Source organism: Spiroplasma endosymbiont of Danaus chrysippus, assembly GCF_902809815.1.
Classification (GTDB): Bacteria; Bacillota_I; Bacilli_A; order Mycoplasmatales; family VBWQ01; genus Spiroplasma_E.
Genome location: NZ_CADDIL010000004.1, coordinates 69,503 through 84,852, shown reverse-complemented (window position 1 = coordinate 84,852; position 15,350 = coordinate 69,503). Strand labels below are relative to the sequence as shown.

Genomic DNA, 15,350 nt, shown 5'->3' with positions numbered 1-15,350 from the left:
CTTTAAGCCTTTATTCATGATTTACTTTACCAGTAATTAATTGATGATTTAATTTATGTTTATCTAAAATGTTACTTAAAATGTTAATTCCTTTATCACTAAAACTACTATAAATAATAATTGAATCATTTTCATTATCATGTAAGTAGTCTAGTAGTCAATTAAATTTTGCTCCTAATTCTTTCATTCCTTCATTAATAGGTGTTGAACAAATAGTTCTTAATTTCGTAAATATTTGTAAAAAAGTTATTTTAGATTTTTTATTATAAAATAATTCTTGTTTCATAGTTTCAAGAGTATCATAATAAATTGCGGTTTGTGCTTTGGGCATAGTTAAAATTAAATCATTTTTAATAATTTTTGGCATTTCATTACGTACATCAATTTGTTTGCGCATAATTGATATTTTTTTAACTAAATAATCAAACTCTGCTGCTAGTTGTGGTTTAACATTTGGTTTTGGTATATTAATAGTTACAAAATTGGTAATACGTTTTCTAATTATTCCAAAATAACGAGCAACAAAATCTCAATAATCAATATTTTTATATACTTTATTATCAATAATTTTTAATATACCAAAAATATCACTAGGATGATTATTGGCAGGGGTACCAGTTAAACAATAAACTGATGATACTTTATTTGCAACTTCCAAAATTGTTGAACTTTGTGCAGTTTTATAGTTTCTTAAAAAATGTGCTTCATCAATAACTAATGTAAAATCAAATTTAGTTAATAATTTATTTTTTATATCATTTTTAAAAGTGTTTTTAGAAACTACTAAAATACAATTATTACTATTTTTAAATTGATTATATTTTTCTGTTCGCACTTTAGTAATATCATCTTTAATAGTAATACAATTATAGGTAGTTCATTTTTTAATTTCAGGAACCCATGTTAATAAAATAGTTGACTTAGGAACAACAAATAATATTTTATTAGTTTTGATTTCTGATAATGCTGTTAAAATAGTTGGTGTTTTCCCAGTACGCATTTCATTAAATAAGCCAAATCTTTTATTTGCTTTTAAAATTGCAACATCAACACGTTGATAATGTCTTAGTTTAGGATTACCTGGATAATCATTTAAGTTTCTTTCTTGTTGGATTTTTTTTCATGATATTAGTGAGCTTTATATATATGTTTTAAATTATCATTATTATTTGTATATTTAAGTAGTATTTCAAGAGCAAACGGAGTATTAAATATTTTAAATTCATTAGTATTATTGATATCAGTAATACCTAGTGCATTTAAAATTTCTTTTTTATTTTTTTTCACTTTAATTGTAATATGTTCATTATTAAAACTTATGATTTCTAACATTATTAACCTACTTTAGTGTTTGTATATGATATTAAATATTATAATAAAATTAATATAAATTAAAAAATAATTTATTTTTGTTAGTAAATATTAGATTATTAATAATTTATTTTTAAAAGAATTATAAGTTATTGAATTGTATATAGAAAATAGTATTAATGTATATATCATGTAAATTTATTATATTTATATACAATGTAAAAGAAAAACTAAATATAGTTTTCAATCTATTATTTTTTTAAGAAAGTAATGATTTTTTTTATATTAAATAAAAAAGAAAGGAAGAAGTTAGTGATAGAAACAATTAGAAAGGAATCAAAAATTTTTAAAGAAGAAATCAAAAAAATAGATACTGTAATAAAAACAAAACAAAACAAAATAATAGTTTTAAAGATTGAAAAACAAAAATTAGAAAAAGAAAGAAAAAAACATTTTGAACAAATTAAAAAAATAGACAAGATTATAAATATTAATGAACTTTATGAAATACAAAAACAAATAGAAAAAAATAGAGAAGAAATATTAAAATTAAAAAATCAATTACCAAATAAACAAGTACAAACAACATATATGATAAAAAAATGAAAAGAAAACATAGTGGCATTAGATGAAGAGATATCCAAAGAAATGATACGAGAAGAGAAATTAGATAGTGAAATAAGAGTATTGGAAGTTGAAGGAACAAATATAGAACAGCAAATTGAAAATTTTAATGCTCATGATTTAAATAAAAAATTAATTTTATCAAAGTTAAAATTAAAAACAGCAAGATTAACTGTTAAGTTAGAAAGAAGAACATACAAAACAAAAAGAATATTTTGTAAAATTGCTAGAAATGAACTTGAAATAGCAAATAATTTTTTTTCAATAAAACAAGAAAATTGATGATTATGTCCAAATCTAAAATTAGAAAAAGAGGTTTTAGATGCAAGATTAAAAATAAGATTAAAATTGAAGATGGAAAATATTTGTGATTTAAATCGTAGTATGAGTAGAAGAAATTTAGATATTGCAAAAATAGATAAAAAAATTGCAAAATTAAATTTTAGTATAAATAAAAAAAATATTGAAATTAATGGTTGTCTTGCAGCAGTAAGACAAATTTATAATTCACAAAGTATAAAAACACAAATAAAAATATTATTAAAATCTCCTTTTATTTGATTGAATAAACAATTTCAAAAATATAAATATGAATTAACGTTAAATCAATATCAAGCTCAATTAGAAAAATTAGAAAAAGAAATCCAAAAATTAGAAACAAAGAAACACAGATTACTAAACATTCCCGAAACAAATAAAGGGGGCGAAATTTTTCTAATAAATTTTGAGTTATTATTAGTTGTGGTCGTTTTAATAATAGTAGAAGCAATGAAATTAAACAACAAAAAAAGGCAAAATTATATGAAATTAAACAAAAGATTTCTGGATTAAGAAATCAAGCAACTATGCAATCTCAACCTTCAACATCTAGACATGTTGTATCTTGAAATGAAATGGATCCCAATCGCTGTTTCAATGAAATTGGATATAACGATGATAGGGGATTTACTTCTTCGTTTTAATATATTAAATAATTGTAATAATAAAAAAGTGAATTATTAATTCACTTTTTTATTATTATAAAATTTTTTTTCAGTTAATATTTTTAACTAAAATGTGTTATTTTTTTATATTTCATCAAAAGAGGAGTTAATGATTTTACTTTTACATAACTTGGATAGACGGTTGATTTGAATCTGGATGATCTATCGGTTCGCTTTCATTTATTAAGTTTGCATTAAATGGTTGAAAATTAAATTGTTTTATTAATTTTTTAAAACTATAATTTTGTGCTTGTTGATTAGCAAATCTTTCTATTCCTTTTATACTATTGGTTGCTATTTCTTTTGCAATTGAAATTTTTGTTCAAAATCAATCAAAATAAGAAAAAGAAAAAGAAGTAAGAGTATTTTCAAGAATTACTGTCAATAGTGTTAGTGGAAGTGCTTTTTTAATATTTTCTAAATTTATTTCTTTTTCTTCGCCATAAAGACCAGTTAATATATTTTTAAAAATTGATACAAAAAGAAGCATACTAACAGTACTACCATATTTAATAATTTTTGAAAAGTTTTCATTTTTTAAATTTTGTCATAATTTTTCAATGCAAGGTTGAGCAATTTTATCAAAAATTAATTCTTCAATTAAAATACTAGTAAAAAAGATACTTATTCTTTCTATAAAAGAGATGAAGTTGAAATTTTCTTCACTAACATGTAAATATAAAAATTGATCTCAAATACTAATACCACCAATTACTAAAGAAAAAGATAAGTATTTTCATTTATTTTTTAAAGAAATAAGTTTGTAATTTAAATAAGATAAATTCATTACTATAACACCACTAATACCACTCATTAATACATCTCAAAAATTATGATAAAGATTTTCAGGTAATTTTTCTTTATGAAAATAATTTTTAGCTTCAAATAATAATACTGATCCGAAAGCAAAATTTAAAAAAATTGTATTAGGTAAAAACATATATTTTGAACTTAAAAATTTTTTTAAAAAATTAGGTTTTTCTTTATTTATTGGTAAAAAAGTAGTTAAATCCAAGTCATTTAAATTATTATTGTATTCTCTTTCTTCTTCATTATTGTATATTTTATATTTTGTTTCAATTTTTTTATTTTCATTTAATTTTGTTAATTCTAAAATAACTGCACCATCATTTAATATAATTTCTTTCATTAAATATAATTGATTATTAATATTTGCTATTTTTTCATTTAAAACATCACCTGTTATAAATTTCGTATTATATTCTCAATTACCATTAATATCTAATCTTTTTTGTGTTTTTCCACCATAACGATCATCAGTATCCCTTCAATCATTGCTAAAATTAACAATAGTATTTACTGAATCACCATCAAATAATAAATTGTTTAAATTATTATTTTCTCTTCCATTTGTTATTTGATCATTATCTAAAGTTATAATACTTTCAGTACTAGATGAATCATTATGATTTATTGACATATTTGAATTATTAATTCCATTATAATTAATATGTTCATTTATTTTTAATAAAGGTAATTTTTCTGTATTAATCATCTTTTCATCCCCTTCAAAATAAAAAACCATTTACTTTGAAATGAAAGTAAATGGATTAAAAAACTTATATTAATTTTTATATTTATTATAAAGAAATAAAACGTATTTCACAATATATTTTTATCTAGTATTTTAAATAAAGTTTATTTAATTTATTTTTTATTAAAAATATAATTGAATATAAACTAAAAAGCAAAAAATATGGAAGAAGCTAATAAAGCCTTTGCTCACTATAAATGATAATAAAGGAGAGAGAAAATGCCAGAAAAATCAGAAAAAAAGTTTTAGACAAAGTAGTTTAAATATTAAAAATAATTTAATTATTAGATTCTTTAATATCATTAAACAATTATCACAGTGAATTCAATTATCATCATAGGCAGTTTGATTTGCTTCTATTTTAATAAAAAACAATTCTGGGTACCCAGAATTGTTTTTAAAGAAAAATTAAAAGTTATTAACGATCATCACCATTATTAATAGTACCTTTAACAATAACATAATCACATTTTGTTAATGCAGATAAATCTTTACCACCAGCATAAGAAATAGCAGATTGTAAATCTTCTTCCATTTCTTTATAAGTATCAGCAATTGAACCTTTATATGGAACAAGTATTTTTTTACCTTCAATATTTTTCGCTTCTGCTTTGTTAAAAATACTTGCTGATCCAAAATATTCTTTGTAAGATTGACCATTTATTGTAACAATTTTGCCAGGTGATTCATCATAACCCGCTAAAATACTTCCTGCCATAATCATAGTGGCACCAAAAGCTATTGCTTTAGCAATATCACCATTACATCTAATACCACCATCTGCAATTAATGGTTTAGTGGTGCTATTGGCAACATCTTGTAAAGCATTTAATTGTCAACCACCTGTACCAAATCCAGTTTTTAGTTTAGTAATACAAGCTTTTCCTGGACCAACACCAAATTTAATTGCATCAGCGCCTCATTTTTCTAAATCTTTAACAGCGGTTTTTGTCATAACGTTACCAGCAATAATAAAAGGTTTAGTATTTGTTTTAGCAAAAGCAGTTTTTATAAATTTAATCATTTCTTCCATAGCATTACTATGACCATGAGCAATATCAATAGTAATAAATTCCGGAATTAGATTCAGTTTGATTAATTGTTCAAGTAACTCTTTATCCTCTTTTTTAATACCAATGCTAATTGAAGCATATAATTTTTGTTCATGCATACTTTTAATAAATTTAATTTGATCGATATTAAAACGGTGCATTACATAAAAGTAATTATTTTTAGCCAATCAAATACATAATTCTTGGTTAATGACAGCACTCATATTTGCTGGAATAATTGGAATTTTAAAAGTAAAACCATTTAGTTTAACACTGGTATCACATTCTTTTCGTGATTTAACTATTCCTTTATTTGCAATTAGATTTATATCTTCAAAATCAAATTTCACATTCATTTTTTATTTATTCTCCTTAGTCTTTACTAATTGTAATAGTCAAAATATGTACATATTATTTTATAACGTTTTAAATAAAATGCTAAAGGACTAAAACACCATTAGTATTATATATTATTTTTTTGCAATTTAATTATCTTTATTATTAATTAAGTCTGATAATTGGTTAATCATTTTCTTTAAATTAGTAATTAATGGGTTATAAACATCAATTTGTGTTAAATCAACACCCGCATCTTTTAAAATATCTAATGGATATTTGCTGCCACCGGCTTTTAAAAAGTTAAGTAAATTTTCTTTTTTGCCATTTTTAACATCTTCATAAAGTTTATAAGAAACGGTAATTGAAGTAGCATATTTATAAACATAATAAGGTGAGTGGAAAAAATGAAGAATTCGTGGTCATGAGTATCCTTTTGCTTTTTCTTCGTATTTATCTAATGCTTTTTGTCCATATTTATTAGCTGTATTTTCAAATAAATCAGCTAAAATATCGGCGTTTAATGGCACTTTTTTTTCTACTAATTTATGTGCTTCTCATTCAAATTCAGCAAATTGAATTTGACGAAAAAAAGTACCAATTACAGTTTCAATATGAGTTTGTAGTAAGTAAATGCGTTCTTGATTATTTGATGCTTTATTATATAAATAATCAAAGGCTAGATGTTCATTAACTGTTGAAGCAACTTCAGCTAAAATAATTGGATAGTCAGCATTTGGATATTTTTGATATTTTTCTGAAAATAGGGTGTGAACAGAATGACCCAATTCATGAGCTAGTGTATTAAGTGAATTAATAGTATCATCTCAATTCATTAAAATAATGGGTTCTACGCCATTACCACCCGTTGAATAAGCACCAGTTCGTTTATTTGTGTCTTCATAATAGTCAATTCTACCTGGTAATAATGCTAAGTTTAATTGCTCTAAATATTCATCACCTAAGATACTTAAAATTTCTTTGACTGAATTAATACCTTCTTCAACACTGAATTTTTTGGTTGGTATTGTTGTCATTTTTAAACTAGTATCGGTACTATAAAATTTTTTAAATTTAAAAAATTTACGTTTTAAATTATAAAATTCTTCTACTAAAATAGCGTGTTTCTGTCCTGTTTTTATTAAATTTTCATATAGTATTAATGGTACATCATCACTTAATAAACTATATTCTAAAGTAGTTAAATGTTTTTTATTATCTTTTTCTTTATCGTTGTTACGAATTTTTATTTCTTCAACAGCTACTTCTAAAATGCTTTCATAAACTTGTGCTAATGAATGTTTTTTATTTTTAATATCTTCATAAAATTTTTTTGAAATATCAATTCTTAATTGTTGATCTTTTACTGGATTACTATTTTCTAAAATGTCTAAATATAAAGTTTGTGTTAATTCTTGTTCTTTATTTTGATAATTAAACATTGTTTTTTGTTTATCAGCATAAACCAAACTATCATATAAACCACCAGCAGCACTTCTTGATTTGCTAACTTTGCTTAGTAAAGTTTCATCGTGCTCACTTAAAATAAATTTTTCAAATTTAAAAAAAACTTCCATATCATGTTTATATATCATTAATGAGGGATCATTATTAATTCAGTTTTTAATAGTTTGTAAACCAATAGTTTTGATTTCTGGTTCAATTCATGCTAACTTTTCCGATAACTTACTTTGTTGAGTCGCAAATAAACTAGATAATTGTTGCAATTCTAAGTTAGTTTGATCTAAATCTCCATAATGTAAATATTGCACAACTTTAGACCCTAACATTGATATTTCTTTGCTAATTGCTAAATATTTTTTAAAGTTATCAATATTATTTAATTTTCCTTTAAAAGTTAAAAGTTGATTGGCAAATTTATCAAACTCAGGTAAAGCTTTTTTTCAAGATTCATTATTAATAAATAAATGCTTAAAATCTCAGCAGTACTTTTTTTTATCTTTTTCATTTAATTCAGAACGCTTCATAGTTTTTGCTCCATTCTATGGTATAATATTACAATACAATAATAATACAATAATATTGTTTAACTTATCTATTTTTGTTGTAATTTTCGAAAATATTAATTCAGATATATTGTAATTATTTTAATATTACCATTTAGGAGTGAAAATATGGATAAAAATATTCTACTTAATGTTAGTAGTAAACTTGAATTAAAATTAAAATTAACAGCGGTATTTGCTGATAAAGTTCCTCATGAATTGATTGCTAAAGAAAAAAATAAATTAACATTAATTTCTGAAGATAAAACTTATTACCTATATTTAGGTGATAGTAAAGGCTTAACTCGTAATGATGTTTATAATTTTTTTGTAAATTTTAGTAGTAATAATAGTCAAGATTTGGATATTGATGTCAAATCTTTTGTTACGAGTAATTTAGATGAAAGTATACTTTTACAAACTATATATGAAGCATTATGATTCGGTACTTTTAAAGAATATACTTTAAAAAGTAAAAACAATGAAGAAAAAAAAGTTAAATATAATGTTGTTTCAACAGCAAAATTCCCTAACTATACTTCACAACAACAAATCGAAATTCAAGGAGAAAGTATTAATTTAGCACGTAATTTGCAAGATATGCCACCTAATTTGTTATATCCCGAAGTTTTTGCAAAAAAAATTCAAGATGCAGCAAAAGGTATTAAAAATTTATCAATAAAGGTTTTAGGGCAAAAAGAAATAACAGAACTAAATATGAATTTATTATTAGCAGTTAATGCCGGAAGTAATTTTGATGCTCGTGTTGTTGTTTTAGAATATAAAGGTGATCCACAGCATGCCGATGATATTTTAGGATTAGTTGGTAAAGGAATTACTTTTGATAGTGGTGGTTATTCACTAAAACCTTCTTCAGCAATGAAAGGTATGAAATTTGATATGTCGGGTGCAGCTAGTGTATGTAATGCTGCCATTGCTGCTGCTAAATTACAATTAAAAATAAACTTTGTAGCTGTTGCTTGTTTAACAGAAAATAAGATTGGTAGTCATGCTACTTTAGTAGAAACAGTCTTTACTTCAATGAATGGTAAAACTGTAGAAATTAATAATACCGATGCCGAAGGAAGGTTGGTATTAGCAGATGGTATGACATATGCTTTACGTAAAGGAAAAGCAAATCGTATTATTGAATTATCAACTTTAACTGGTGCAATGCTAGTTGCATTAGGTAGTTATATGACTGGTGCTTTTGCTACTGATGATAAATTATTTAATGATTTTGATTTATCATCACAACAAACTAATGAAGAAATTTGAAGAATGCCAATTCATCAACAAAATATTTTAAATATGCGTTCATCTAAAATAGCTGATTTAAGTAATCTTTCTAAAGATCCATATGGTGGTTCATCAAATGCTGCTGCATTTTTAAAAGAATTTAGCGAAGATAAACCATTTTTACATTTAGATATTGCGGGAACTGCTTATAAAAATGATCGTGGTATGGGTGTATTAATTAAAACATTAGTTCAATATATGAAAAATTATAGTACAAGTAAATAAAGTTATAAAAAGGAATAATCATAACAATTATTCCTTTTTTATTTTCTAAAAAATCTACCTAACATAATATTCACCACCTTTTTTTAAAATATTTGATTCTATTTTTTGTAGTGTTTTTAATAATGGTGGTAGTTGAGAATTATTAATTTTATTAATATTTAGTCGATTACTTGTATCAATAGTATCATTTAATTTAATATTTATTTTTTCTAAGATTTTAATATTTTTATCAAATTTTTCATAATAATTTTTGACTAATTTTTCTAAATTTTCTTCAGTAATATTTGAATTTAATTGGAAAATTGAATTGTTTGAGTAAACAGACTGATAATATTTTTTAGGAAAATTACATATATAACTTAATGCTTGACAAGTATATATATTTTTAAATTTTTCTCAACAAAAATCAGTAATATTAAGTTTAAATGAAAAACCAATTTGGGCTATTATTGCAACTATTATATTTTCTTTAGTTATTAGTAGTTTTAAATCTTTTATAAAATCTATTTTTTGTTAGCACTTATTTGAGCAGTAATAATACCAAAATAACTATCAAGTGTCATTGAAGATACTATTGATATTAATCAAGTAAATAAATATTTAATATTTTTACAAATATTGCTATTGTAGTTATTATTAGGATTTAAAGTTTGTATTTCTAAAATATTTTGTATTTCATTTAAATTAAATTCTAGTTTAATAAAATTTAAATCATATCATCTTTTTAAAGCAGTTATTTTTTCATATTTTAATTCAATATCAGTTTCACTAATAGTAGGTTTATTAATAACTTTTTTAATGCATTGTCATAATAATGAGCGTTTAATATTTTTTAATCCATTTTCAAATAGATTAAATTTTAATTTAAAAATTATTAATGCTAAAAAGGACACAATAATAGTTTCAAGAGCAGTAAAAGTTTTAACAAAGGATGTTGGATTTAAAGGTAAATCATTGGCTATATCGTTTTTTATAATACTTATAGAACTAGCAAAAGCTACTCCGCTAGTAAAAACTGCGAAAGTAGCAATAATTTTTATTAATTCATTAGTAATTATTGAATATGCTTTAAGATTGTTATTAATGTTTTCTTCAATGGTTAATATAATATCATTTTCAGTATTATTATTTAAAAGAGTTTTAAACTTTGTAACTAATTGTTGACATAAGTTTGAAAACTCTTTTATTTGTGTTACTAATGTATTTTTATTTGCTTCAAGAACATTAATTTTAGTTTTTATTTCCTCAAAATTAAGGTTAGGTGTTTCAATAGTATTAGTAAATACTTTATCTTTTATTTTATTTCATATTTTATAAAATAAAGTTTTTTCTAATTGACTATTACCGAAATTTGTTAAACATTTCTTTAGAAATGAAACAAAGAGTGAAACAGTAGTATTGCCAAGTACTTCTCATTTAATTAAAGTAGTAAATGCCTTTTTAAAATCTATATTCTCATTATTTACTTGAGTGCTAATAATGTTTAAACTAGCAATTATAATAATAGCTGATGATATTCATAGTGACCCCGAAACTAAATTTTTAATTTCTTGGTAAAATCCATTAGTTCAATTTTTAATAGTTTGTCTTCATGTGCTAGTATTATTTGATAGTGGTAATAAAGGTGTGGTTTCAGTTATTAATGATAATGGCATTAGTATTCTCCTTAATTACTTAAAATATTTCTTTTTCTTTTTAATCTTTATAATAAATTCAAATAAAATCAATAATATTTTATTAGAAAAGTAATATTTCTAATAAAATATTTTATACAATATTTACTTTTAATGTTATTTATAAGATTACTATTATCAATATTATAAGTTTTTGTATAAATTAAATAATTAATTATTACTTATTTATATAAGAATAAAAAATAAAATTTATTGAATATAATGTTAATTTTCAATAATTTCATTAATTTTTTTGACTTTAACTATTTTATTGTATATGATTCATTTATCTTTAAATCATTATTTGTCCTGCTAATTAAGATGGTTACACAAAACATGTGTGTATAAATATTTAGGAGGAAAATAATATATGATCAAAAATATGAGGAAATTATTATCATTAATGTCTATTTTAGGATTTTCAACAGTAACAGTAACAAATGTAGTTGCTTGTACTTTTGCTGATACTTCTATAAAACATGAAACAAAAAAGAATGGACTTACTTGATATCAACCAGATAATATGGAAAATATTATTAAAGATATTAATAATACAATTATTCCAAAAAATGGATGAGTAGCAGATGGTAATTATGAAATACCAATTTCCATGAAGGATTTGATTCAAAAAGAATATGATAAATATTTTACTGGCAAAGAAGGTACTTTAAAACCAATAAAGACTTTTGCTAAAGATGAAAATATAGTAGATTCTTTTCAAGACATTTATACTAATAGTTCTAATACCGAACAAATTTATCAAACTCAATCACAATCTAAAACTATTACTAATACTAATACTTTTTCTTGAAAAACATTAGAAAAAATTGGAGTTAAAGTTAAAGCTGAATTTAAAATTCCTTGAGTTGGTAAAAGTGATGTTGAAACTAGTGCTGAATTTGGTTCAGAGCAACAAGGAACTAAAACTACTACTGATAGTGAAACATTAACTAATCCAAGTCAATCATTTAAATTAAAATCACATTCAATAGGAACAGTTTTATATGCTATTAAGCAAGGAACATATCATAATGAAGGAAAAATTAGTTATCCAGTAAATTTAACTGATACTATTAGTTCTTCATATTATTGATCACAAACCGGTCAATGAAGTAAAAGTGACTATACTATTAAAGATTTGATTAAACTTTTAGTTGATAATGGCTATAAAGAACAACAAAAATTGGTTCTAACACTTATTCAATTATTTCAACAGATAATCCTGATAATCCAAAAACTCTTTTTTTAAATTTACCTATTTCTTGAGATTCACAGGGTGGAAAATTAAATGTAACATTTGATGAAAAATCTTTATAGTTTAATATGAATATAATCTTACTTAATCATTAACTTTTTTTTAATAAAATTGAAGTTTAAACTTCAATTTTATTTTTTTTTGTATTAATAAATAATTAATATTTTTATTTTGTTTAATGAATTTTTCTTCATATTCAGTTTTAATAAATGCTTCATCATTTTTTATTATATTATTATCTTGATGTAGATTAATTGTATATTCTAATAAATTTCATTTATTTTTTTGAAATTCCAAAAGTGAATAATTAAATAAATTATTATTATCTGTTTTAAAGTAAAGTTGTCCATTTTTTATTAAAATTTTTTTGTATATTTCTAAAAATTTTTGGTATGTTAATCTTCTTTTAAAATGTCTTTTTTTAGGTCATGGATCAGAAAAATTTAAATAAATTTTATTAATTTCATTATTGACAAAAAGTTCTTTTAAATTTATGGCATCTTCTATAATTATTTTTAAATTACATAATTTATTTTCAATTAATTTTTTTAATAGTATAGTTACAATAGAAATGTTTTTTTCAATAGCAATATAATTTTGATTTGAATTTTGTTTAGCAAGATTTATAATGAAATTTCCTTTGCCACTTCCAATTTCAATATTGATTGGATTTTTATTTTGAAATATTTTCTTATTTCATTTCCCTTTGTAATTATAGGGATCATTAATACATAAATTATTATGTGTTAAAATAAATTCTTTTGCTCATGGTTTATTTCTTACTCTCATTGTAATTCCTTTTCTAATTTAATCAACATAGTTGTTATAAAAGTGTAACTTACTAATTTTAGAATTATATCAAAATTGAAGTTTAAATATCTTTTGCTAAAAGAATTTCATTATTATATTTATATCATGTAATATTTTTATTTAAATAAATTTTGTCAATATTATAATTATATATTACCTTTTACTTTTTTAAAGTAAGAAAATAATAAAAAAATAATGGTATTTTATTATTTTTTTAATAAAAATCTTTATTTTTTACAACTAAATTAATAGTTAAAAGATTATGAACAAAAAACCCATTATTTTTTTTGTATTTTTTGTATTTTGCTATTCCCTTTTACCATTACACTATGTTATACTTACAAGGCGTGATTGTTATGTATAAATGCTGATACACTGATATCAGTTGTCATTATATCACATGTTTTGTTCTTTATTTTATTAAAAATCGTTCTAAGGAGGATATAGCCAATGGCAATCATAGGAGACAAAGTAAAAATTCGTTTAGAAAGTTATGATCACTCAGCTATTGACCAAATAGCACAGAAAATTAAAGATGTGTTAAAAAAAGAAGGTGCTGAAGTGGTAGGTCCAATTCCATTACCAACTCATAAAGAAATTTTCACTATTCTTCGTTCACCGCATAAACATAAAGATTCACGTGAACAATTTGAAAAGAGAACTCACAAAAGAATTATTGGTGCTCAATTATCACCAAAATCTTTAAATGCTCTAAGTGGACTTACTATCCCTAATAGTGTTAGTATCTCTTTGATAATCGAATCTAAAGATGAAAAAAAATCAACTTTAAATCAAGTATCAAAAAAGATTAATAAAAAAAATTATTAAAATCGATAAATATTAATTATTTACAACATATTCCAAGGAGGAAATTATGAAAGGAATCTTAGGTAAGAAACTAGGAATGTCACAAGTTTTCTTAAACAACGGACAACTAGTTCCAGTAACAATTATAGAAGTACAACCAAATGTAGTAAGTCAAGTTAAAACAAATGTAAAAGACAAATATAGTAGTTTACAACTTGCAACGTTCGATCTTCGCGTTACTTTATCAAACAAACCAACAATCGGACACTTTAAAAAAGCCGATAGTCAACCTAAGCGCTTCGTGAAAGAAATTCGTAACATGAACGGATTTAATCATAAAGATCTTATTAATGTTGCTGACGTATTCACAGCAGGTGAATTCGTTGATGTCCAAGGAACTTCTAAAGGTAAAGGATTTACAGGACGTATTAAACGTCATAATCAATCACGTGGTCCAATGGGTCATGGATCAGGTTTACATCGTCAAATGGGTTCAACAGGTTCTATTAATGCTAACCGTGTGTTTAAATCACAACCAATGCCAGGGCAAATGGGAAATGTTAAACGTAGTGTTGCTAACTTAGAAGTTATTAAAGTAGATAAAGAAAATAATTATCTTTTAGTAAAAGGTTCAGTTCCAGGACCAAAACAAGGCTTTCTTGTTATTAAACAAGCAGTTAAAAAACCAATTCTCAAAACCCCAGTATCATTAGTTGTTAGAAATCAAAATACTACAACCGAAGTTACTGATGGTCAATAAAGTTAATTATGGAGGATAGCGAAATGAAAATTAATGTTGTTAACAACGCTGGAACAAAAGTTAGCGAATTAACTTTAAACGAAAAAATTTGAGGAATTGAACCCCACAAGCAAGCGCAGTTTGATAGTTTATTAAGTTATAATGCTACAAAACGTCAAGGAACACACGCTGTTAAAAGTCGTGCTGAAGTTGCTGGCGGTGGTAGAAAACCATGAAAACAAAAAGGAACAGGGAATGCGCGTCAAGGCTCAATTCGTTCACCACAATGAAAAGGTGGCGGGATTGTTTTTGGACCAAATACTGATCGTAATTATTTAATTAGATTACCAAAAAAAGTAAGAAGATTGGCAATAAAATCAGCATTGGCTGCCAAATTCCAAAATAAAAACATAGTTGTAATTGATGAATTAAACTTTGAAAAACCTTCAACTAAAATTATGTTAGAAACTTTAAAAGTTTTAGAATTAGCAAACAATAAAACACTAATTGTTTCAGGAATTAGCAATAAAGAAACAGTTATTAAATCAGGTCGTAATTTACCTAGAACAACAACAATCGCTGCTAATAGTATTAATATTTACGATTTATTAAATGCTAAAAAAGTATTGTTTACTACTGAGGCAATTAAAATCGTTGAGGAGGCTTTAATTTAAT

The 15,350-nt window shown here is 23.4% G+C and carries 12 protein-coding genes and 1 pseudogene; 6 read left to right on the top strand and 7 right to left on the bottom strand.

Going from position 1 to position 15,350, the window contains the following annotated elements:
- Positions 1–10 precede the first annotated feature (10 nt).
- Positions 11–1,096: an SNF2-related protein gene (locus tag SPIRDC1_RS05645; RefSeq protein ID WP_368668562.1), complete on the bottom strand. Its 1,086-nt coding sequence runs from the start codon at positions 1,094–1,096 to the stop codon at positions 11–13.
- A gap of 32 nt (positions 1,097–1,128) precedes the next feature.
- Entirely contained in the window at positions 1,129–1,332 is a 204-nt protein-coding gene (locus tag SPIRDC1_RS05640) for a hypothetical protein (protein WP_174480943.1), read from the bottom strand.
- 291 nt (positions 1,333–1,623) lie between these two features.
- Between SPIRDC1_RS05640 and SPIRDC1_RS05635 the strand changes: the two genes are divergently transcribed.
- On the top strand, positions 1,624–2,766 hold the full coding sequence (locus SPIRDC1_RS05635) for a coiled-coil domain-containing protein (protein WP_174480942.1): 1,143 nt from the start codon (positions 1,624–1,626) through the stop codon (positions 2,764–2,766).
- A 273-nt stretch (positions 2,767–3,039) separates the two neighbouring features.
- On the opposite strand, the gene SPIRDC1_RS05630 is transcribed toward SPIRDC1_RS05635, so the two are convergent.
- The 3 genes from SPIRDC1_RS05630 to pepF all read right to left on the bottom strand — a co-directional run bounded on the left by SPIRDC1_RS05630 (position 3,040) and on the right by pepF (position 7,849).
- Complete coding sequence (locus SPIRDC1_RS05630; protein WP_174480941.1) at positions 3,040–4,434, bottom strand: hypothetical protein; 1,395 nt, start codon at positions 4,432–4,434, stop codon at positions 3,040–3,042.
- 457 nt (positions 4,435–4,891) lie between these two features.
- Positions 4,892–5,881, bottom strand: a complete 990-nt coding sequence (locus SPIRDC1_RS05625; RefSeq protein WP_174480940.1) for a GMP reductase — start codon at positions 5,879–5,881, stop codon at positions 4,892–4,894.
- Between the two features lie 129 nt (positions 5,882–6,010).
- Positions 6,011–7,849, bottom strand: coding sequence for an oligoendopeptidase F (pepF, locus tag SPIRDC1_RS05620; protein WP_174480939.1), 1,839 nt, complete (start codon positions 7,847–7,849; stop codon positions 6,011–6,013).
- 147 nt (positions 7,850–7,996) lie between these two features.
- Here pepF and SPIRDC1_RS05615 point away from each other — a divergent pair, with 147 nt between their 5' ends.
- Positions 7,997–9,391, top strand: a complete 1,395-nt coding sequence (locus tag SPIRDC1_RS05615) for a M17 family metallopeptidase (RefSeq protein ID WP_174480938.1) — start codon at positions 7,997–7,999, stop codon at positions 9,389–9,391.
- A gap of 503 nt (positions 9,392–9,894) precedes the next feature.
- Here the strand turns inward: SPIRDC1_RS05615 and SPIRDC1_RS05610 are convergent.
- The gene (locus tag SPIRDC1_RS05610; RefSeq protein WP_174480937.1) at positions 9,895–11,046 is read right to left on the bottom strand and encodes a hypothetical protein; all 1,152 of its coding nucleotides are present in this window, start codon (positions 11,044–11,046) and stop codon (positions 9,895–9,897) included.
- A gap of 388 nt (positions 11,047–11,434) precedes the next feature.
- On the opposite strand from SPIRDC1_RS05610, the gene SPIRDC1_RS05605 reads away from it, so the two are divergent.
- Positions 11,435–12,313 carry an ETX/MTX2 family pore-forming toxin gene (locus tag SPIRDC1_RS05605; RefSeq protein WP_174480936.1) on the top strand — a complete coding sequence of 293 codons (879 nt, stop codon included), beginning with the start codon at positions 11,435–11,437 and terminating at the stop codon, positions 12,311–12,313.
- Between the two features lie 108 nt (positions 12,314–12,421).
- Here the strand turns inward: SPIRDC1_RS05605 and trmB are convergent, their stop codons facing one another.
- Positions 12,422–13,108 carry a tRNA (guanosine(46)-N7)-methyltransferase TrmB gene (gene trmB / locus SPIRDC1_RS05600; protein WP_174480935.1) on the bottom strand — a complete coding sequence of 229 codons (687 nt, stop codon included), beginning with the start codon at positions 13,106–13,108 and terminating at the stop codon, positions 12,422–12,424.
- A 477-nt stretch (positions 13,109–13,585) separates the two neighbouring features.
- Here trmB and rpsJ point away from each other — a divergent pair.
- The 3 genes and pseudogenes from rpsJ to rplD all read left to right on the top strand — a co-directional run.
- Positions 13,586–13,888: pseudogene (gene rpsJ / locus SPIRDC1_RS05595) on the top strand (30S ribosomal protein S10); the annotation flags it as partial.
- A 115-nt stretch (positions 13,889–14,003) separates the two neighbouring features.
- Positions 14,004–14,696 carry a 50S ribosomal protein L3 gene (gene rplC / locus SPIRDC1_RS05590; RefSeq protein WP_174480934.1) on the top strand — a complete coding sequence of 231 codons (693 nt, stop codon included), beginning with the start codon at positions 14,004–14,006 and terminating at the stop codon, positions 14,694–14,696.
- 23 nt (positions 14,697–14,719) lie between these two features.
- Positions 14,720–15,349, top strand: coding sequence for a 50S ribosomal protein L4 (gene rplD / locus SPIRDC1_RS05585; protein ID WP_174480933.1), 630 nt, complete (start codon positions 14,720–14,722; stop codon positions 15,347–15,349).
- The last annotated feature ends 1 nt before the right edge of the window (position 15,350 follow it).